At 66.5% G+C, this 19,523-nt stretch carries 16 protein-coding genes and 4 tRNA genes; 15 read left to right on the top strand and 5 right to left on the bottom strand.

Going from position 1 to position 19,523, the window contains the following annotated elements; translation table 11 throughout:
* The 13 genes from G372_RS0109085 to G372_RS0109025 form a co-directional block, all read left to right on the top strand.
* Window positions 1–836, top strand: an 836-nt coding sequence (locus G372_RS0109085) for an NAD-dependent epimerase/dehydratase family protein (RefSeq protein ID WP_020008853.1), incomplete at its 5' end; no start/stop codon positions are given.
* Window positions 836–2,671: an ABC transporter ATP-binding protein gene (locus tag G372_RS0109080; RefSeq protein ID WP_019623641.1), complete on the top strand. Its 1,836-nt coding sequence runs from the start codon at window positions 836–838 to the stop codon at window positions 2,669–2,671. The genes G372_RS0109085 and G372_RS0109080, both read left to right, overlap by 1 nt.
* 34 nt (window positions 2,672–2,705) lie before the next feature.
* Complete coding sequence (locus G372_RS0109075) at window positions 2,706–3,791, top strand: sugar-transfer associated ATP-grasp domain-containing protein (RefSeq protein WP_018864894.1); 1,086 nt, start codon at window positions 2,706–2,708, stop codon at window positions 3,789–3,791.
* A gap of 27 nt (window positions 3,792–3,818) precedes the next feature.
* Entirely contained in the window at window positions 3,819–4,538 is a 720-nt protein-coding gene (locus G372_RS0109070) for a hypothetical protein (protein WP_019623643.1), read from the top strand.
* 12 nt (window positions 4,539–4,550) lie between these two features.
* The gene (locus tag G372_RS0109065; RefSeq protein ID WP_019623644.1) at window positions 4,551–5,888 is read left to right on the top strand and encodes a phenylacetate--CoA ligase family protein; all 1,338 of its coding nucleotides are present in this window, start codon (window positions 4,551–4,553) and stop codon (window positions 5,886–5,888) included.
* Complete coding sequence (locus G372_RS0109060; protein WP_019623645.1) at window positions 5,885–7,021, top strand: glycosyltransferase; 1,137 nt, start codon at window positions 5,885–5,887, stop codon at window positions 7,019–7,021. Before G372_RS0109065 ends, G372_RS0109060 begins: the two co-directional genes overlap by 4 nt.
* Entirely contained in the window at window positions 7,018–8,364 is a 1,347-nt protein-coding gene (locus G372_RS0109055) for a glycosyltransferase family 39 protein (RefSeq protein ID WP_019623646.1), read from the top strand. The genes G372_RS0109060 and G372_RS0109055 overlap by 4 nt, the downstream gene beginning before the upstream one ends.
* 73 nt (window positions 8,365–8,437) lie before the next feature.
* Window positions 8,438–9,727, top strand: a complete 1,290-nt coding sequence (gene tviB, locus G372_RS0109050; RefSeq protein WP_019623647.1) for a Vi polysaccharide biosynthesis UDP-N-acetylglucosamine C-6 dehydrogenase TviB — start codon at window positions 8,438–8,440, stop codon at window positions 9,725–9,727.
* 182 nt (window positions 9,728–9,909) lie between these two features.
* The gene (locus G372_RS0109045; protein ID WP_020008852.1) at window positions 9,910–11,124 is read left to right on the top strand and encodes a glycosyltransferase family 4 protein; all 1,215 of its coding nucleotides are present in this window, start codon (window positions 9,910–9,912) and stop codon (window positions 11,122–11,124) included.
* Window positions 11,121–11,771, top strand: coding sequence for a sugar transferase (locus G372_RS0109040; protein WP_019623649.1), 651 nt, complete (start codon window positions 11,121–11,123; stop codon window positions 11,769–11,771). The genes G372_RS0109045 and G372_RS0109040 overlap by 4 nt, the downstream gene beginning before the upstream one ends.
* The gene (locus tag G372_RS0109035) at window positions 11,768–12,619 is read left to right on the top strand and encodes an aldolase/citrate lyase family protein (protein ID WP_019623650.1); all 852 of its coding nucleotides are present in this window, start codon (window positions 11,768–11,770) and stop codon (window positions 12,617–12,619) included. Before G372_RS0109040 ends, G372_RS0109035 begins: the two co-directional genes overlap by 4 nt.
* A complete protein-coding gene (locus tag G372_RS0109030) occupies window positions 12,610–13,578 on the top strand; it encodes a D-2-hydroxyacid dehydrogenase (RefSeq protein ID WP_019623651.1) in 969 nt (322 codons plus the stop codon). The genes G372_RS0109035 and G372_RS0109030 overlap by 10 nt, the downstream gene beginning before the upstream one ends.
* Window positions 13,579–13,696: 118 nt before the next feature.
* Entirely contained in the window at window positions 13,697–14,704 is a 1,008-nt protein-coding gene (locus G372_RS0109025) for an MraY family glycosyltransferase (RefSeq protein ID WP_019623652.1), read from the top strand.
* 62 nt (window positions 14,705–14,766) lie between these two features.
* Here G372_RS0109025 and G372_RS0109020 read toward each other — a convergent pair whose 3' ends face one another.
* The 5 genes from G372_RS0109020 to G372_RS0109000 form a co-directional block, all read right to left on the bottom strand.
* On the bottom strand, window positions 14,767–16,770 hold the full coding sequence (locus G372_RS0109020; protein ID WP_019623653.1) for a polysaccharide biosynthesis protein: 2,004 nt from the start codon (window positions 16,768–16,770) through the stop codon (window positions 14,767–14,769).
* Window positions 16,771–17,088: 318 nt separating this feature from the next.
* Window positions 17,089–17,164, bottom strand: a tRNA-Lys gene (locus G372_RS0109015).
* A 14-nt stretch (window positions 17,165–17,178) separates the two neighbouring features.
* Window positions 17,179–17,254 (bottom strand) — tRNA-His (locus G372_RS0109010).
* A gap of 39 nt (window positions 17,255–17,293) precedes the next feature.
* Window positions 17,294–17,370, bottom strand: a tRNA-Arg gene (locus G372_RS0109005).
* Window positions 17,371–17,438: 68 nt separating this feature from the next.
* Window positions 17,439–17,515: transfer RNA gene (locus G372_RS0109000), tRNA-Pro, on the bottom strand.
* A gap of 167 nt (window positions 17,516–17,682) precedes the next feature.
* Here G372_RS0109000 and G372_RS0108995 point away from each other — a divergent pair.
* Both G372_RS0108995 and folD read left to right on the top strand, forming a co-directional pair.
* A complete protein-coding gene (locus G372_RS0108995; protein WP_019623654.1) occupies window positions 17,683–18,558 on the top strand; it encodes a GGDEF domain-containing protein in 876 nt (291 codons plus the stop codon).
* Window positions 18,559–18,649: 91 nt separating this feature from the next.
* Window positions 18,650–19,513, top strand: coding sequence for a bifunctional methylenetetrahydrofolate dehydrogenase/methenyltetrahydrofolate cyclohydrolase FolD (folD, locus tag G372_RS0108990; protein ID WP_018860488.1), 864 nt, complete (start codon window positions 18,650–18,652; stop codon window positions 19,511–19,513).
* The last annotated feature ends 10 nt before the right edge of the window (window positions 19,514–19,523 follow it).

Below are 19,523 nucleotides of genomic sequence, written 5' to 3'. Positions count from 1 at the left end.
AGGACATCGCCGACCGCGCCGCGATGGACCGGGTGTTTCGCGAGCACCGCCCGGAGCGGGTGGTGAACCTGGCGGCCCAGGCCGGGGTGCGCTATTCGCTGGAGAATCCGGCGGCCTATGTCGACACCAACCTGGTCGGTTTTGGCAACATCCTGGAGGGCTGCCGGCACAACGGCGTGGAGCACCTGGTCTACGCCAGTTCCAGCTCCGTCTACGGCGCCAACACCACCATGCCGTTCTCGGTGCACGACAACGTCGACCACCCGCTGAGCCTCTACGCCGCGAGCAAGAAGGCCAACGAGCTGATGGCGCATACCTATGCGCACCTGTACCAGCTCCCGGTGACGGGGCTGCGCTTCTTTACCGTCTACGGCCCGTGGGGCCGTCCGGACATGGCGCTGTTCCTGTTCACCAAGAAGATCCTGGCGGGCGAGCCGATCGACGTCTTCAACTACGGCCATCATCGGCGCGACTTCACCTACATCGACGACATCGTCGAGGGTGTGATCCGCACGCTGGACCGTCCGGCCCAGCCCAGCCCCGAGTGGAGCGGCGAGGCACCGGATTCGGCCACCAGCGCCGCCCCCTATCGGCTCTACAACATCGGGGCGCATCGCCCGGTGGAGCTGATGCACTACATCGAGGTACTGGAGGACTGCCTGGGCTGCAAGGCCGAGAAGAACCTCCTGCCGCTGCAGCCGGGGGATGTACCGGACACCTACGCCGACGTCGAGGCCCTGCGCACCGATACCGGCTATGAACCCACCACCTCGGTCGAGGAGGGCATCGCCCGCTTCGTCGAGTGGTACCTGGGGTATTACCGGGCAGCCGCCTGATGGGTGTCTACCGCAAGACGCTGCAACTACTCACCCCGGCGGAAAAGCGCCGGGGTGCGCTGGTACTGGGCATGGTGATGGTCATGGCGGTACTGGAGACCGCCGGCGTCGCCTCGATCATGCCGTTTCTGTCCGTGCTGGGAAATCCGGATCTGGTCAACACCAATCCGGTCCTGAATTATCTCTACACGGGGCTGGGCTTTGCCTCGGTGGACCAGTTCATCTTTGCGCTGGGTGCGGCGGCCTTCGCGCTGATCCTGTTCTCGGCGGTGTTTCGCACGCTCACGCACTATGCGATGAACCGCTTCATCGAGATGCGCCGGCACAGTCTTGGCAAGCGGCTGCTCGAGACCTACCTGCGCCAGCCGTATGCGTTCTTCCTCAATCGCCATAGCGGCGACATGGCGAAGAGCATCCTGTCGGAGGTCGACCAGCTGGTGCTGAACGTCTTCCGTCCCGGGATCACGATGATCGCCTACCTGGTCGTGACCATCGCCATCGTCGCGCTGCTGATCTTCGTGGATCCGTGGCTGGCGCTGGGGGTCGCGGTCGTCATCGGTGGTGTGTACGGCACGATCTTCGTGTTCGTGCGCGGCCTGCTCGGGCGCATCGGCCGCGACCGCTCGCGCGCCAACCAGCAACGTTTCACCGCCGCCGGCGAGGCCCTCGGTGGCATCAAGGACATCAAGCTGCTGGGTCGCGAACACGCCTACCTGTCGCGCTTCGATGCCCCCTCCAAGCGCCAGGCCCGGCACCAGGCGACCAACCAGACCATCTCCCAGGTGCCCAAATTCCTGATCGAGGCGATCGGCTTCGGCGGCATCATCGGGCTCACCCTGATCCTGCTGCACACCCAGGGCGGCACCGGTACGGATGCGCTGGGCGAGATCCTGCCGATCCTCGGGCTGTACGCCTTTGCCGGCTACCGCCTGCTGCCGGCCGCGCAGCACATCTACGCGGGCCTTGCGAAGCTTCGCTTCGGCGCCGCCGCCGTGGAGAGCGTGACCGAAGACCTGCGCGAACGCGAGGCCCTGGCGGAGTTGCATCGACAAGCCCCCCGGCCGCTGGTGCCGCACAAGCGCATCGAACTCAAGGGCATCGACTACACCTACCCGGGCGGCCACCGGCCCGCGCTTCAGTCCATCAACCTGGAGATCCCGGTCGGCAGTTCCGTCGGGATCATCGGCACCACCGGCTCCGGCAAGACCACGCTGGTCGATGTCCTGCTGGGCCTGCTGCGCCCGACCCAGGGCGCCATCCTGGTGGATGGCCAACCGGTAACGGAAGCCAATCTGCGCGCCTGGCAACAGTCCCTGGGCTACGTCCCCCAGGATATCTTCCTGACCGACTCCACCGTGGCCGAAAACATCGCGCTGGGGATACCCGCGGGGCAGATCGACCACGAGCGTGTCGAACGCTGTGCACGTATGGCACAGGTGCACGACTTCATCGTTCAGGACATGCCGGAACAGTACGCCACGATGGTGGGCGAACGCGGCGTGCGTCTGTCCGGAGGCCAGCGCCAGCGCATCGGGATCGCCCGCGCCCTCTACCACGACCCCGACGTCCTGGTGTTCGACGAGGCCACCAGCGCCCTGGACACCGCGACCGAGCGCGCCGTGATGGAGGCGATCGAGTCCCTGTCGCGCAGCAAGACCATCATCCTGATCGCGCACCGCCTGAGCACCGTGCGCGCCTGCGATCAGGTCGCCCACCTGGAGCGCGGGTCGTTCGCGTCGGTGGGCCACTTCGACGAACTGGTCGCCCAGCCCGAAGCGGATACACCCCAGGTCCAGCCCGTTCCCGAACCCCCGGCCTCCGGCACCCATGGGTGAGCCCGCCGTGCCGACCCAACGCGAGGAAACTGCCGTGACGCACGTTCAATCCCAGCCGCTGCAGATCAAGAACAGCGGGCGCATCGCCCGCACCATCGCGCGCGCAGTCCATCTGCGCCATCTGCAGAAGTCGCGCAAGATTGCCATCCAGTGGCGCGAGAAACTCATCCGCGCGCATGGCGAATCCGCGGTCACACGCCCGATTCTGCAGCGGATCAAGCGTTACGCGGCCGACACCTACGGCAGCGACACCTGGTGGCCATGGCTGGCCGCCTACACCGAGGTACGCCGCGAGTTCGTCGAGGGCTGGATCGGCGACGACTACTACACCGAACACCTCAACCCGCTCTGGAACCGGCAGGACATCCGCCGCCTGAGCGGCCTCAAGACCATGGATTCGCGCCTGTTCCCGGAGAGTGTGGTACCACCGGTCTTCGTGCGCGTGGGTGGCCAGTACCTGGATGCCCAGGGGACACCGGAACCACTGGAAGCCGCCCTCTCGCGACTCGACACGGGCCAGACCTACGTAATCAAGCCCGACGAGGGGCGCCAGGGCCTCGGCGTGACCTTTACCACCGCCGAACAGGTGGCCGAGGAACTCGGCAAGGTCCCGGGCAACTGCATCGTGCAGCCCCTGATCGAGCAACACCCGGACATCGCGCGAATCAACGCCAGCTCGGTCAACACCCTGAGGGTGCTGACCTTCCTTGATCCGGAGTCCGGGGAGTTGCGCATCCTGAACCATTTCCTCCGTCTGGGGCGCGAGGGACAGCGCACCGACAACGTCTCCACCGGGGGCTATTTCGTCGGTGTCGATGGCGACGGCTGGCTGGACGGACACCTGCGCGACCCGGTCTGCGTCAGCATCGGATCGGTCCACCCCGACAGCGGTGTGGACGTCAAGGATTGCCGGATCCCCAACTTCGGGGCGGTTCGCGAGCTGTGCCTGAACGCCCATCGCCGCATCCCCTATCTGCGCTTCATTGGCTGGGACGTCTGCATTCAGGCCAGCGGAAACCCCGTGATCCTCGAATGGAACGCCGAGCAGGTGGCCTGGTCGCGCAACGAGTCCTGCTTCGGTCCGCTGCTGCCCTCGGTCCCGCGCGGCTACCCGCGCTGATCCCGCCATCGCCATCAGGAGAACGACATGCATGCGATCAAACTACTGTGGACGGGCGGCTGGGATTCCAGCTACCGCCTGCTGGACCTGGCGCTGTATCGCAGCCGCAAGGTACAGCCGATCTACGTGCTGGACCCGCGCCGGAAATCCTATGTGTACGAGTTGCGGGCCATGGCCAGCATCCGCGCGGGCATCGAGGCACGTGCAGAGGCCCGCGGGCGCGTGGCGCCGGTTCGGGTCTATCTGCGCAGCGACATCCTCGAGGACCCGAACATCACCGAGCTCTACCATCGTCTGGCCAGCGAGGTGCATGTGGGTACCCAGTACGACTGGCTCGCCCGCCTGTGCGAGCAGGAGGGCCTGCGGGACCTGGAGCTGTCGCTTACCGGTCACGAGGCCGGCACCGAGCTGCAGGAGCGGCTGTTCCGCAACCCGCAGTACGGGGATTTCCGCTTTCGCGAGGACGACTTTGCCTGGGAGCTGTTCCAGTACTACCGCTTCCCGTTGCTGTCGGTCACCAAGGAGGCGATGAAGTACGACGCCGAGGCCAAGGGCTTCCTGCCGCTGCTCGAACAGTCCTGGTTCTGCCACTCGCCGATCCTCGGCCAGCCCTGCGGTCACTGTCAGCCCTGCCGCTTCTCGCGCGAGTCGCGGCGCACGATCCAGTATTCGCGCCTGGGGCCGCTGCTGGAGCTCGCCCGACGCGCGCGCTCCAGCCTGCGCTCGATGCGCACCGCCGACGCCTGAGGCCCAGCCGCGATGTCCCTGGCCTTTGGTGCCCTCCTCCCCTGGCTCTCCGGCCCGCGCGAATATGCCGCGCTGCGCCGGGCCGAGTGGCTGTCCTTCCCCGCCCTGCAGCGCTTGCAGGTGGAACGGCTGGCGCATCTGCTGGTACAGGCACGCGCCGACGTGCCGTACTACCGGGAACTGTTGCCGGAGGCTGACGCCATCAACGCCGATCCGGTGGCGACGCTGCTGTCGCTCCCGGTCCTCGACAAGGACACCATCCGTCGCGAGGGCGAGCGACTGTGCTCGGAGCGGCCCCGTCCCGGGCTGCGGCGCAACACCTCGGGGGGCTCCACCGGCGAGCCCGCCACCTTCTATCAGGACACGACATACCGCCGCTGGGGTCGCGCCACCAAGGCCCTGTTCGACGGCTGGACCGGCTATCGCCCGGGTCAGCCCAAGGCCGTTCTGTGGGCGGCTTCGCGCGACCTGACCGCGCCCCGCGGCACCCGCCGCCTCGCCGAGCGCCTGAAGAATCGTACCCTGCTGAACGCCTACCGGATGGATCCGGAGACGATGGACGCGCACCTCGAGCAGCTGCGTGCCGCGCCACCCACTCAGTTGCAGATCTATGCGGAGAGTGGCCACGAACTGGCCCGGCATGTCCTGCGCCGGGGGGTCCGTATGCCGGGTATCGGCAGCGTGCTGAGCTCGGCCGGCACCCTCTTTCCCGACATGCGCGAGACCATCGAGGAGGCATTCGATGCCCCGGTGTTCAACCGCTACGGCTCGCGCGAAGTGGGTGACATCGCCTGCGAATGCGAGCGTCACCGCGGGCTCCACGTGAACCCGTTGACCCAGTACCTCGAGATCCTCGACGACGCCGGCCGCCCGACACCACCCGGTACCGTTGGGCGGGTCGTGGTCACCTCGCTGACGAACCACAGCATGCCCCTGCTGCGCTATGCGATCGGCGACCTGGCCAGCTGGTCCGGAGAGACCTGCGATTGCGGGCGTGAATGGCCGCTGCTGGAGGGGGTATGGGGGCGCGTGACCGACCACATCCGCGGCGCCAACGGTGCCGTCGTATTCGGCGGGTGGCTGCGCCAGTTGCTGTACCCGGAAGACTGGATCGGACAGTACCAGTGGGTCCAGCACGCAAAAGAACATATCCGCCTGCGCCTGATCCCCATCGACCGTGCCCCGCAGGGAGAGCGCGAACGGCGTCTGCAGGCACGCCTGGAGCCCGTAATCCGCGAGCAACTCGGCGCGAACACACGCCTGGATGTCGAGCGTGTGGACGAGATTCCGCCGTCGCCCAGTGGCAAGCATCTGCATGTAATCAGCGAGCTGCAGGAGAGTCGGCAGTGAAGATCCTGCACGTGATCAACGGGCTCGGCCAGGGCGGCGCGGAACGCCAGCTGGGCAACCTGCTGCGCGCGGCACCGGACGCCGGCGCCGTGTTCGCACTCAAGGAGCCCGGGGTGATGGCCGGCGACATTCGCGCGCAGGGCATCCCGGTCTATACCGGAAGACTGCGCAACCCCCTCTCCACGGGATGGATCGCCGCGCTGCGCCGAGCACTGGCCGCCTATCAGCCCGATGGCGTGATGGGCTGGATGTACCACGGCAACCTGGCGGCCTTGCTGACCCGGCGCCTGGGCCATCAGGGCCCGGTGTTCTGGAACGTGCGCCACTCGGTGCACGACCTGGCGCACGAGAAACGCGGGACCCGCTGGGTGATCCGTTCCGGGGCCTGGCTGTCGCGGCATCCGGCCCGGATCGTCTACAACAGCGCGACCGCTGCGGCACAGCACGAGGCCCTGGGGTTTTCGGCGGATCGCCGCGTGGTGCTGCCCAACGGCTTTGACCTGGAGCGTTTTCATCCCGCCCCGGATGCCCCCGTTGAACTGCGCGCGCAGCTGGGCATCGGTCCGGATACCTGGCTGCTGGGCATGGTGGGGCGTGCCCATCCGATGAAGAACCATGCAGCTCTGGTGGCCGCGATGGCGCGCCTGGTCGAAGCGGGGGCAGACATGCACTGCGTCATGGTGGGTACCGGGGTGTCCGCGGAGGACAATCCGCTGGCCCGGGCCATTCGCGAACACGGGATGGACCGGTATGTGACACTGCTGCCGCCTACCCCCGAACCCGAAGCCCTCTACCCGGGCCTGGATCTGCTGGTACTGCCCTCGCGCTGGGGCGAGGGGTTCCCCAATGTAGTCGGCGAGGCCATGGCCTGCGGCATCCCGGCCGTGGTCACGGATATCGGCGATGCCGCCAGCGTGGTGGGGTCAACCGGTTTCGTCGCCGCAAGTCCCGAGCCGCTGGACCTGGCCGACGCCATTACTCGGGCCATCGGCCATGGCCGTGCGCACCTGCGCGGGCTGGGGGGCGAAGCACGCGCGCGCATGGAATCGCATTACGCCCTCGAGGCCGTGTCCGGGCGCTACCAGGCCCTGTTCCAGGATGCCGTGGCGGATGCCGCGCCCGTCTCGCCATGAGCTATACGTTGATCCCGTTCACCCTGATGGAGCTGCTGCTGACGGCCAGCTTCCTGATGGTAGTTCTGGTGGCGGTGCTGTGGACGGGAGTCATGCGCGAAGGCTACCTGTGGCCACTGCTGGCGGCCCTGGTGGCCCGCATCGTGGCGGCGTTGGTACAGCGCTTCCACTTCCCGTTGCCCCAGGGTGGTGCGGATGCCATCAGCTTCGAGAACCGCGCCTGGTTCTGGGCCCAGAGCGGCTGCGGCAACCTCGGCGATCACTTCAGCATGGGCAGCTCGTACCTGCACAGCTGGCTGATCGCGAATCTCTACGCCTGCACCGATCGCGCCCCCCTGGCCTTCCAGTCCGTGAACATTGCCCTGGGCATACTGACGGTCTATCTGATCGCGCGCATCGCCGAACAGCTCTGGGACCGCCAGGCCGCCGTGCGCGCGGCCTGGATTGCCGCCCTGTTCCCGATCCTGATCGTGAATGCCGCCGTGCCGCTGCGCGAGGTCTGGTTCACTGCCTTCTTCCTGCTGGGCGTGCTCTGGCTGGTGCGCTGGGTTCAGAGTCAGCACACGGGATTCCTGGTAGCTGCCGTCGGGGTACTGCTGGCCGCGGCGATCGTGCACGGCGCGGCGGTATTTGCGATCGCGGGCATCGCGGTCGTACTGGTCGGCTGGTCGATCAAGGAATTCCTGCGCGCCTCGGATCTGGGGCACATGCGACCCGGTCTGCTGTTCGGGGGTCTCCTGCTCGGCACGGCCGGGGTACTGGGATTCCTGGTGATGGACGAGATGCGGTTCTCGTCCATCGGGCAGCTGGGCGACGTCATGGAGCAAACGGAAACACTGGATCAGCGCGCCGAGCGCAGTGCCCGTGGCGGCGCGGCCTATCCCTCGTTCCTGATCCCGTCCAACGATCTCCAGGCCCTGATCCTGACACCGATCCGTACCGGATATCTGCTGTTCGGTCCCCCGTTGTGGGAGGTACGCTCCCCCGTCCATCTGATCGGCATGCTGGAGGGGCTGTTCTATCTGGCGCTGGTCCTGCTGCTGGCGGTGTATCGCCGCCACTGGTGGAAGCGCCAGGACTTTCGCCTGCTGGTGGTCGTGTTCATCGTACTGGCGATCATCTTCGCCTGGGGTACCAGCAACTTCGGGACCGCCGCCCGCCACCGCGCCAAGTTCCTCGGGATCCTGATCGCCCTGGCGGCGGGCCTGGCCGGGCGCCGCCTGTGGCGTTGGGAACGGCTGCGACGCCTCGCCAATGGTCGCTCGGCACCCACGGCCGGCACCACCGACCCACCGGAGACCTCCGGTGCCGGCCTGCCGCAAACGCGGCACGCCTCGCCCTGACTGGCCGCGCGCGACCCGCGCGCACCCGCCCCTTCAGGGGCCCTCACCCACATGCTACACAGGAGATTGCAAGATGGCGGAATTTGCGGCACCGGACGCCCCGCGTCTGGCCATTATTGGTCTGGGTTACGTTGGCCTGCCCCTGGCAGCCGAGTTCGGTCGTGTCCTGCCCACGCTGGGCTTCGATATCGATACGGGCCGGGTCGAAGAACTGCGCGGAGGGCATGACCGTACACGCGAAGTCTCCCGCGAGGAACTCGCCGCCGCCGAACATCTGGCACTGACCGCGGACCTGGAAAAACTACAGGACTGCAACGTGTTCATCGTGACGGTACCCACACCGATCGATGCCCACCGGCGCCCGGACCTGGGCCCGCTACTGGCCGCCAGCCAGACGGTGGGACGCGTCCTGAAGCCAGGGGACGTGGTGATCTACGAGTCCACCGTCTACCCCGGCGCGACCGAGGAAGACTGCGCCCCGGTGCTGGCCCGCGAATCCGGCCTGGAACTGAACCGCGATTTCTTCCTCGGCTACAGCCCGGAACGCGTCAACCCCGGCGACAAGGAGCATCGCATCCCCGATATCGTCAAGGTCACCTCGGGTTCGACCCCCGAGGTCGCGACCTTCGTCAACGCGCTGTACGCCCGCATCATCCGTGCCGGCACCCATCCCGCGCCCAGCATCCGCGTGGCGGAGGCCGCCAAGGTCATCGAGAACACCCAGCGCGACGTGAACATCGCGCTGATCAACGAACTCGCAATGCTGTTCGAACGTCTCGACCTCGATACCGAGGCCGTGCTGGCCGCAGCCGGGACCAAGTGGAACTTCCTGCCGTTTCGACCCGGTCTGGTGGGCGGGCACTGCATTGGCGTCGACCCGTACTACCTGACCCACAAGGCACAGGCCGCGGACTACCACCCGGAGATGATTCTTGCCGGGCGCCGCACCAACGACGGCATGGGCGGATACATCGCGGATCGCACGATCAAGACCATGATCCGCAAGGGATTCCCGGTCGTGGGTTCGCGCATCCTGGTGATGGGGCTCGCATTCAAGGAAAACTGCCCGGACCTGCGCAACACGCGCGTGGTGGACATCATCCATGACCTGCATGGCTACAACGCAGAGGTCGACATCTGGGACCCCTGGGTGGATGCCGCCGAGGCCCGTCACGAATACGGGCTGGACCTGCTGGCCGAAACACCGGAATCGGCGCGCTACGACGCGATCATCCTAGCCGTCCCGCACCTCGAGTTCGTCGAACTCGGCGCCCAGGGCCTGCAAAAGTACGGACGCGAGCGCGCAGTGATCTTCGACGTAAAATCGGTGCTCCCGCCAGAGGCGAGTGACTTGCGTCTATAAACGGGCTATCCCTCCTCGACCGACCCGCCTTTTCGGGGTGTCTCGCACACTTTGAGCACCCCGAAACATAGCCATAACCCCTTGTCCTGTTTACCTTTTGTACCCATACACAAGGGCTTTCCAGAGGCCTCTCCACCGCGACTGGAGCCAGCCGGTGCCTCTCGGAGACAGGAGCAATGGACATGGAGAAGACCGAGCATCGCAGGGCCGCAACAACCCTGCGCGGGGACGCCCCGGGCACGACACGAACCGCCAGGGAAACCGAGGCTCAGGAGCATGGCGGCGTCGATCTGCTGATCGTGGCTGCCAACGCCCGCTCACTGATCGCCAACCGCGGGGACCTGATCCGCGAGATACGCCGCCGCGGTCAATCGGTGGCCGCCGCCGTCCCGCGCAAGGACTACCTGCCCGAAGTCGAGGAACTGGGTATCCCGATCTACCCCTTCGACCTGGGCCGTACCGGTGTCAACCCGATCGAAGACCTGCGCACCACCCTCGCCCTGACGCAGCTGATGCGCCGCCTGCGGCCGGAGGCCGTATTCAGCTACACCGTCAAACCGGTGGTGTACGGCTCCCTGGCGGCGCGCTGGGCCGGAGTCCCGCGGGTCTACGCGATGATCACAGGGCTCGGACATGCCTTTACCACGGAATCGTGGCGCACGCGTGTCCTGCGCACCATCAGCTCCAGCCTGTATCGCACGGCCCTGGCCCGCTGTGACCGCGTGTTCTTCCAGAACCCGGACGACCTGCAGGACTTCCTCGATCGCGGAGTGCTGCCGGATACCGAGCGGGTCGTGCGCATCAACGGCTCCGGCGTCGACGTGGACCGCTTCGCCGAGCATCCTCTGCCCGAAGGCGACCCCCTTTTTCTGTTTGTTGGTCGCCTGCTCACCGAGAAGGGCATCCTAGAATTTGTGGAAGCCGCACGCCAGGTCCACGCGCAACACCCCAACGCCCGCTTCGTGGTGGTCGGCCCCCATAACCCGGACCTGCCCCATACGATCTCCGCGGAACAGGTCGAGGCCTGGAAGCGCGAAGGCATCGTCGAATTCGTTGGCGGCGTCGCGGATGTTCGCCCCTGGCTCCAGAAGGCCTCCGTATTCGTCCTGCCCTCCTACCGGGAAGGCACGCCACGCTCTGTACTGGAGGCGATGAGCGTGGGCCGGCCGATCATCACCACCGATGCCCCTGGCTGCCGCGAGACCGTCGTCGACGGCGAGAACGGCTTTCTCGTCCCGCCGCGCACCTCCGCGCCCCTGGCAGAGGCCATGCAGCGCCTTGTCGACCATCCGGATCTGCTGTCCCGCATGGCCAGGTCCTCGCGCGAGCGGGTGGAGGCGAAGTACGAAGTGAGCCAGGTGAACCTCGTCATTCTCCGATCGATGGAGCTCGCATGAACGCCACCCTCAAACGCCTGTTCGACATCCTGTCCAGCACGGCGGCGCTGCTTGTGCTGGCTCCGTTGCTGCTGCTGATCGCCATTGCGATCCGCCTCGACAGCCGCGGCCCGATCCTCTTCCGTCAGCGACGAATTGGTCTGGACGGTCAGCCATTTCGGGTCTTGAAGTTCCGCACCATGGTGGATCGCGACCCGGATTCGATCGACCAGCACCAGGAGCAGGTCGTCAGTGCCGGCGTCGACCCGCGCATCACCCGGGCAGGCCGCTGGCTGAGGGCTACCAGCCTCGACGAATTGCCGCAGCTCTGGAACATCCTGCGGGGCGACATGAGCGTGGTCGGCCCTCGCCCGATCCTGCCGGAACAGGTGGAGGTCGTACCGCCCTCCTACGCCTCCCGGTTTTCCGTGCGTCCCGGCCTGACCGGCCTGGCTCAGGTCCGCGGGCGCCGCACCCTGGGATGGATCCAGCAGCTCGAGGCCGACACCGAATATGCCGCGCAGCACAACCTGCTGTACGACCTGGGGCTCATCCTGAAGACCGTTTACGTCGTCCTCACCGGCCAGGGGGTCTACGGCGAAGCCGGGATCAATTGGCGTACCTATCGCGACTCGTTGCGGAACCGACAGCAAGGGGACACGAAATGACTTCGGCCCTGAAACACATGTTCATCACGGCCTCCGCCGACGTCGCCTGTCAGGCCGAGGCAGCGGGAATCGCCCGCATCTTTGTCGATATGGAGACGCGAGGGAAAGCCGAACGCCAGGGCCATCTGGACACCCACAAGGCCCGGCACACGCTTGACGACGTCCGACGCATTGCCAGCGCGCTGACGACCGCGGAGCTGATGGTGCGTATCAACCCGCCGGCGCCGCAAACCCCCTCCGAAGCCCGCCAGGCGATCGAGGCCGGAGCCGACCGTTTGATGCTGCCCATGTTTACCCACCTCGACGAAGTGCAGCACTTCCTCGACGCAGTGGACGAACTCGTTCCGGTGACCCTGCTGGTCGAGACGCCCCAGGCCCTGACCCGGCTGCCGTCCTACCTGCCTCTGCTCGGACCCCAGGACCAGATTCACATTGGTTTGAACGATCTCAGCCTGGCATCCGGACTCGATTTCCTGTTCGAGCCCCTGGCCGGTGGCATGCTGGAGACGCCGGCCGCCCTGTGTCGCGAGGCAGGCGTTGCATTCGGGTTCGGGGGCATCGGCGCGGTGGGCAAGGGCGAGATCCCCGCGGAGTCCATCCTGGGCGAACATGTGCGCCTTGGCTCCGAATGGGTGATTCTCTCGCGCGCCTTCCGCGAGGTGGTCACTCAGGAAGATCCGGCCACCGGGACGGCGCGCCTGCGCCGCGAGCTGGAGCGGCTGCAGGCCACGGAACAGCAGTTTCGCGCAGCCCCCCCGGAAGCGCTACTGGAGAACCGCGATCAGGTCCGCAGCCGCATCTTCCGGCTGGCGGCCCGCATGCACAACCGGAGCCGTGCATGCGCGTAAGCCACACCCTGTTCCTGCAAAAACCGGAAGTCCTGGAGAAGCAGCAGGACACGATCGAGGCCCGACTGCAGCAGGCGTTGCCCGGCACCACACTGACCTTCGCCGGTCAGCCCGAGGCCATCCCCGAGGGACTCGCGGTCGATGCGGTGATCGCCCCCACCCTGCCCTGGCTGCCCGAGGCTCTCGGCCGGCTTTCGCGTTATGGCTGGGTCCATTTTCTGTCCGCCGGGGTGGAGAAAATCTGGGAAATGCCCTTCTCCAAGGATGGCCTGCTGATGACCAAGAGCAGTGGCGTCCATGGCGCCCCGATGAGCGAGTATGCAATCGGCGCCATGCTCTATTTCGCCAAGCACTTCGACCGCTTCAACGCGCAAGGCCGTGAAAAGCGCTGGGAGCGCTGCTGGCTCGGGGAACTGACCGGTCGCACCGCCATGGTGCTCGGAATGGGCCATATCGGGACCCAGGTGGCGCGCCGGGCGCGCGCCTTCGACATGCGCGTGATCGGGGTCCAGCGCAACCCGCGCGCCCATGACTGCGCCGACGAGGTCATCGCCCTGGATGCCGTGGAGGACCGCCTGCCGGAGGTGGACGATCTGATCGTCTGCCTGCCGCTCACCCAGGACACCCGGCATCGGGTCAGCGAAGACCAGTTCCAGTTGCTCAAACCGGGTGCCGTGCTGGTCGACATCTCGCGCGGTGGCGTTGTGGATCAGCAGGCGCTGGTCCGGGCACTGGATGCCGGGCGACTGCGCGGTGCGGCGGTGGACGTCTTCGAGCAGCAGCCTCTGCCCGCGGAATCGCCGCTGTGGAACCGGGACAACGTCCTCGTCACGCCCCATGTCTCGGGCACCTCGCCACACTACATGGAACGTGCGCTGGAGATCTTCATCCGCAATGCCCGCGCAATGGCGCGGGGCGAGGCCCCGGTCACACCGGTCGACCCCGTCGCCGGATACTAGCCAGACACTGGAGTCCCACCCCTGCTTCCCCCACAATGCGCGGCATCCGGCCCTGGGGAGACATCGATCCAGATGCCTCCCCAGGCCGCTACCCGGGACCCATGGGGGGACGCCTTTCGTGATCGAGACCATCGGATTGCTGGCCGCCTTCGCGCTGGTGGTGGTGATCACGGGCTGGATTCGCCGCTACGCCCTGGCGCAGCAGCTGGTCGACATCCCGGGCGCACGCAGCTCGCACCAGACCCCCACACCGCGCGGTGCCGGCCTGGCGATCGTGCTGGTATTCCTGCTCGGCACCCTGCTGTCCGCCTGGATCGGCTGGGTCGACCTCCCCACTGCGGTCGCCCTGACCGGAGCAGCCGGTGCCGTCGCCTGGGTTGGCTGGCTGGATGACCACGGTCACCTGGCCGCGCGCTGGCGACTGCTGGTGCACTTTCTCGCCGCCGGATGGGGTCTGGCCTGGCTCGGCGGACTGCCGCCGGTGGCGATTGTCGGCGTCCAGATCGACGCCGGCTGGATCGGCCATCTGCTTGCGCTTTTCTACATCGTCTGGCTACTCAACCTGTACAACTTCATGGACGGGATCGACGGTCTGGCCGGCATTCAGGCGGTCACAACCTGCCTGGCCATGGCGGGCCTGCTCTTTGGGTGGGGGGACACGCACGCCTGGTGGCTGCCAGCGCTGCTGGCGGCGGCAAGTGCGGGATTCCTCGTCTGGAATTTTCCACGGGCACGGATCTTCATGGGTGATGTCGGAAGCGGCACGCTCGGGTTGTTGCTGGGGCTGCTGTCGCTGCACGCGGCGGGGATCGACACCAACTTCCTGGCCGCCTGGCTGATCCTTCTGGGGGTGTTCATTGTCGATGCCACCACGACACTGGCGGTACGCCTTTTCCGGGGCATGCGGGTCTACGAGGCCCATCGCAGCCATGCCTACCAGCACGCTGCCCATCGGTTCGGGTCGCATGTCCCGGTGGCACTGGGTGTCGCCGCGATCAACCTGCTCTGGCTACTCCCGATCGCAACCCTGGTGGTCACCAACCAGTTGCCAGGGGCTGCCGGCATCCTGATCGGCTACCTGCCCCTGCTCCTGCTGGCGATTGCCCTGCGTGCCGGACACGACTGATCCGGGTTTCGCGGAGGAAACCCGGATCACCACAGGCACCCCTCCAGAGGACTTCGCGTTTCCTAGTAGCGTGGAACCGAATCGGTCACCCGTGCATAGGCGACCGCGGCCGGGCGTACCGTCGGGGCAGGAACCGGACGTGGACGAGTGGTCGGTATCGGGGCGCTGTGCTCGGTCTCTTCCTTCCGACCCGGCTCGTAACCATCAACGACCTTGCGCAACACCTCGAACGCCGTTTGGGCATTGCGTTCGCGGTCGGACTTTTCCAGTGTACGCAGCGCCTGAGCGAGAACCTCCGGCTCAACGCAGGTTTCGCGCGCACGCATGATCTTGCTGTGCGGGGTCTCTTCCACGTTATCCCCGATCAACAGCTCCTCGTAGAGCTTCTCGCCGGGGCGCAGTCCGGTACAGGTAATGGCAATTCCTTCTCCGTCAGGGGAGTCGTCCTCGCGGACCTGATGGCCGTGCAGACGGATCATCCGCCGCGCCAGGTCGATGATGCGCACGGGCTCGCCCATGTCGAGCACATAGACCTCGCCCCCCTGTGCCATCGCCCCGGCCTGGATCACCAGCTCGGCCGCCTCCGGGATCGACATGAAATAGCGGGTAATCTCCGGGTGGGTCACCGTTACTGGCCCGCCTTCGCGGATCTGGCGGTGGAACAGGGGTACGACGGATCCGGAAGAACCCAGGACGTTGCCGAACCGCACCATGCTGAACACGGTTGAGTTCTGGTGGCGAGCACGGTCCTGCAGGACCATCTCGGCCAGGCGCTTGCTTGCGCCCATCACATTCGTGGGTCGCACGGCCTTGTCCGTGCTCACCAGGATAAAGCGCTCGACGCCGGCCGCGATCGCCGCGTCGGCCACCACGGCGGTACCCAGGGTATTGTTGCGCAGGCCCTCCAGCAGATTGCCCTCGACCAGCGGCACATGCTTGTAGGCGGCCGCGTGATAAAGCGTCTGCACCCCATACTGTTGCAGGACCTCTTCCACACGCGCCTGGTTGGCAACCGATCCCAGCACGGCGTGGACCTCGACGCCCGCCTGCATGGACGACCGGCGCTGCATGATCTCCTGCTCGATCCGGTAGAGCGCGAACTCGTTACGTTCGAACAGCACCAGGGCGGCCGGCTCCAGACTGAGGATGCGGCGGCACAGCTCCGAACCGATGGACCCGCCGGCACCGGTGACCATCACTACGCGTCCACGGATGCTCCGCGCGAGCAGGGCCTCGTTGGGCGGCACCGGGTCGCGGCCAAGCAGGTCGGCGACATCCAGATCCTCCAGTTGATCCAGCGGGGCCTGGCCCGAGACGACCGCCTCCAGCGAGGGCACCGACTGCACATGCAGCGGATAGGGCTCCAGCCATTCGAGGATGCGCCGGCGATCGGCCCGACTCGCCGACGGCACCGCCAGCAATACCCGGCGCACGCCGCACTGCTCCACCAGCGTACCCAGGGCCTCCCGGCCACAAACCGGGATGTCGTCAATCGAGCGGCCCTGGACCGCCGGGTCCTCGTCGATGAAGGCCATCACCCGGAAGCGGCCGCTGGACTGCAGGCCGGATGCCAGCTGGACGCCCGCCTCGCCGGCACCGAAGACGACCACGCGTTCGCTACCGGAACGCGCGTCGGATACGGCCTGGTACCAGCTGCGTACCAGAAAACGGCCCGCCGCGACCAGGGCAAATGCCAGCAGCGCGAAGTTCACCGCGACCGCCCCGAAGAAACCGGGCGTCTGCGTCAGCTCGGCGGAGGCCCAGATCATCAACGCGAGTGCACAGACCCCGACAATCACCGAGCGGATCGCCCGCGCCCCCATGAAGCGTACGACGGTTCGGTAAAGGCCGAGGCGAACGAACACCAGCACGCCAACCGCCGGGACCAGGGCAAACAGCCACCAGGCCTCGACCATCATGGGTGGCACCGGCTGCCCGCTACGGATCACAAAGGCCAGCCACAATGCCAGCGGCAGCATCACGAGATCCGTCAGCACCATCAATCCCTGCTTCTTGCCGCGCGGCAATCGCAGCAGGTTCTCCAGACTACGATCCAGTACCGCCATCGTTTAGGGCCTCCCATGTATCAGCAACCGGGCGCGGTGCACTCGCTGAACCTGCTGGCTCGCCTGGCACCACGAACGTTGGGAAAGGCTAGCACCTCGATCGGAGGCTAATTGGGGGGAAAATCACGCTGTCAGACGAACGACTGAGGGCACCATCACGCTGTCGGCAGATCGCTGCAAAGTCAGGAGAGAAAGGTTGACCGAGTCCCGTCACACCCACCCGTGATATGGGCACAGCCCAGCGCAGCCAGACTGCACAGGCGTGACCGCCGACAGCAGGCAAAGGCCGGATCACACGCGACAGGTGATGCAAGGAGATGGTGGGCCGTGTAGGAATCGAACCTACAACCAATGGATTAAGAGTCCACTGCTCTACCAATTGAGCTAACGGCCCCCAGGAAAAGGGGATGGGGTGACCGATGGGACTCGAACCCACGACAACCGGAGTCACAATCCGGGACTCTACCAACTGAGCTACGGTCACCACCGTGTCACTGTCCAGGCAACTGCCACAGGGCGGCTCTGGCGCGCCCGGCAGGACTCGAACCTGCAACCGTCGGCTTAGAAGGCCGATGCTCTATCCGGTTGAGCTACGAGCGCGTTACCGCCGAACGTCGAGGTGCCACGCCTGATCTCGAGCCTGCCTGCAAACCATTGGCCGGGAGGGGTGGTCGGGGTAGAGGGATTCGAACCCCCGACATCCTGCTCCCAAAGCAGGCGCGCTACCAGACTGCGCTATACCCCGTCGAGCCGTCCCCGCAAAAGGGCCTACACAGCGAGCGCAGGATGGTAGCGCTGCCACCGCCGGCGGTCAAGGTACAAGGGGTTCTAGACGTTATTCTTTTGTGCATGTTTCGTGCTACGTTGCAGGTACGCAAGCGGGGATTGCGGGCGGGGGACACGGACAGGGACATGCTCAACTGGGTCGCCAACGGGGCCATCGTGCTGGGCGCAGCAGGCCTGGTCTATGCCCAGTGGAACCTCGCCCGTCTGTTGCGCGAGCTCCCGGAAAGCCGTGTGCGCACCGGGTGGCTGTTGATGTTCCTGCTGATCCCGGTCTTCATCCTGGGCTATCTCGGCTTCATCCCGCTGAACTGGGGCCTGTACCACTCGGTCCCTGACCTGCTGGTACCGATCATCTTCCTGCTGGGGGGCTGTTTCGTCTGCACCGTCGTGCGCCTGACCTACAGCTCGGTGGAGAGCATCCGCCGCATCACCCGGCTGGAACACGAATCGATCACCGACCCCCTGACCGGTCTGTTCAACCGCCGCCACATGGACCGCCGCCTGGACGAGGAAGTCGCCCGCTCGCGGCGCTATGGCCAGCCGCTGTCGGTGGTCATGCTGGACATCGACGAGTTCAAGGGGATCAACGACCGCCTGGGGCACCTGGCGGGTGACTACATCCTCCAGTCGATCGCCCTGCGCCTGCAGCAGAACCTGCGCCGCGTGGACCTGGCCGCGCGCTTTGGTGGCGAGGAATTCGTGATCATCACTCCGCACACCGATCTGGACTCTGCGCTGCAGCTGGCCGAAAAGCTGCGCGGCGAGATCGCTCAGACCCCGATTGGGCTCAAGGGCCACGAGCATGTACCGCCCTGCGCCCCGGATGAACTCTACGTGACGGTCTCGGTCGGGGTCGCCAGTCTCGACCTCGAACCCGACTCACGTGACGATGCGGATTTCCTGATCCAGCGGGCGGACGACGCCCTCTATCGCGCCAAGGCCGGCGGCCGCAATCGCTGCGAAGCCGGCAACGATCGTTCGAGTCTCACGGCGGTCGGCTGAGGCCGCTCCGACGCGGTACGCAACCCGCCCGGCTTGAGGCGCTCCCGCGCGCATGGGATGATCGCGGCCAGTTTCCGAGACAGAGCCTCCCATGACCGCCCAGCTCATCGACGGCCGCGCGATTGCCCAGACCCATCGCGCCCGCATCGCCACCGAGATCGAATCCATGACCGCCCGCGACCTGCGTCCGCCGGGTCTGGCCGTGGTGCTGGTCGGGTCCGATCCGGCCTCCCAGGTCTATGTGCGCAACAAGCGCAAGGCCTGCGAGCAGGTGGGCGTGGTCTCGCACTCCTATGATCTGCCCTCGGGCACCCCGCAGACCGATCTGCTGGCCCTGATCGACCAGCTCAATGCCGACCGCACCATCGACGGCATCCTGGTGCAGCTCCCCCTGCCCAGCCATATCGATCCGGAGACGGTGATCGAGCGCATCTCGCCCGCCAAGGACGTCGACGGGTTCCACCCCTACAACGTCGGCCGGCTCGTCGCCCGGATCCCGCGCCTGCGTCCCTGCACCCCCTGGGGCGTGATCCAGCTGCTGCGCCACCTGGACGAACCGTTCAAGGGCCGCACCGCCTGCGTGATCGGCGCCTCCAATATCGTGGGCCGCCCGATGGCGCTGGAACTCCTGCTGGCCGGCGCGACCCCGACCATCTGCCACCGCTTCACGCCGGATACCGCGGGTATCGCGCGCCAGTCCGACATCCTGATCGCGGCGGCCGGCAAGCCGGGCCTGGTCAAGGGCGACTGGGTCAAGCCCGGGGCCACGGTGATCGACATTGGCATCAACCGCCGCGAGGACGGCACCCTTTGCGGTGATGTGGAGTTCGATGCAGCCGCGGAAAAGGCCGACTGGATTACGCCGGTGCCCGGCGGGGTCGGGCCGATGACCGTGGCGATGCTACTGGACAACACCCTGCGCGCCCGCGCCTTCGGCACCCACGAGGCAAGCTAGCCGGGGGAGG

Origin of the sequence: Thioalkalivibrio thiocyanoxidans ARh2, from assembly GCF_000385215.1 — a bacterium.
Taxonomy (GTDB): Bacteria; Pseudomonadota; Gammaproteobacteria; order Ectothiorhodospirales; family Ectothiorhodospiraceae; genus Thioalkalivibrio; species Thioalkalivibrio thiocyanoxidans.
The sequence above is the reverse complement of the archived record's forward strand: the minus strand, read 5'-3'. Positions and strand labels throughout refer to the sequence as shown.

Excerpts from the sequence above, each read along its gene's own strand:
- G372_RS0109080 (WP_019623641.1), top strand. The coding sequence starts at position 836 with ATGGGTGTCTACCGCAAGACGCTGCAACTACTCACCCCGGCGGAAAAG.
- G372_RS0109070 (WP_019623643.1), top strand. The coding sequence starts at position 3,819 with ATGCATGCGATCAAACTACTGTGGACGGGCGGCTGGGATTCCAGCTAC.
- G372_RS0109065 (WP_019623644.1), top strand. The coding sequence starts at position 4,551 with ATGTCCCTGGCCTTTGGTGCCCTCCTCCCCTGGCTCTCCGGCCCGCGC.
- G372_RS0109055 (WP_019623646.1), top strand. The coding sequence starts at position 7,018 with ATGAGCTATACGTTGATCCCGTTCACCCTGATGGAGCTGCTGCTGACG.
- tviB (WP_019623647.1), top strand. The coding sequence starts at position 8,438 with ATGGCGGAATTTGCGGCACCGGACGCCCCGCGTCTGGCCATTATTGGT.
- G372_RS0109045 (WP_020008852.1), top strand. The coding sequence starts at position 9,910 with ATGGAGAAGACCGAGCATCGCAGGGCCGCAACAACCCTGCGCGGGGAC.
- G372_RS0109040 (WP_019623649.1), top strand. The coding sequence starts at position 11,121 with ATGAACGCCACCCTCAAACGCCTGTTCGACATCCTGTCCAGCACGGCG.
- G372_RS0109035 (WP_019623650.1), top strand. The coding sequence starts at position 11,768 with ATGACTTCGGCCCTGAAACACATGTTCATCACGGCCTCCGCCGACGTC.
- G372_RS0109030 (WP_019623651.1), top strand. The coding sequence starts at position 12,610 with ATGCGCGTAAGCCACACCCTGTTCCTGCAAAAACCGGAAGTCCTGGAG.
- G372_RS0109020 (WP_019623653.1), bottom strand. The coding sequence starts at position 16,770 with ATGGCGGTACTGGATCGTAGTCTGGAGAACCTGCTGCGATTGCCGCGC.
- G372_RS0108995 (WP_019623654.1), top strand. The coding sequence starts at position 17,683 with ATGCTCAACTGGGTCGCCAACGGGGCCATCGTGCTGGGCGCAGCAGGC.
- folD (WP_018860488.1), top strand. The coding sequence starts at position 18,650 with ATGACCGCCCAGCTCATCGACGGCCGCGCGATTGCCCAGACCCATCGC.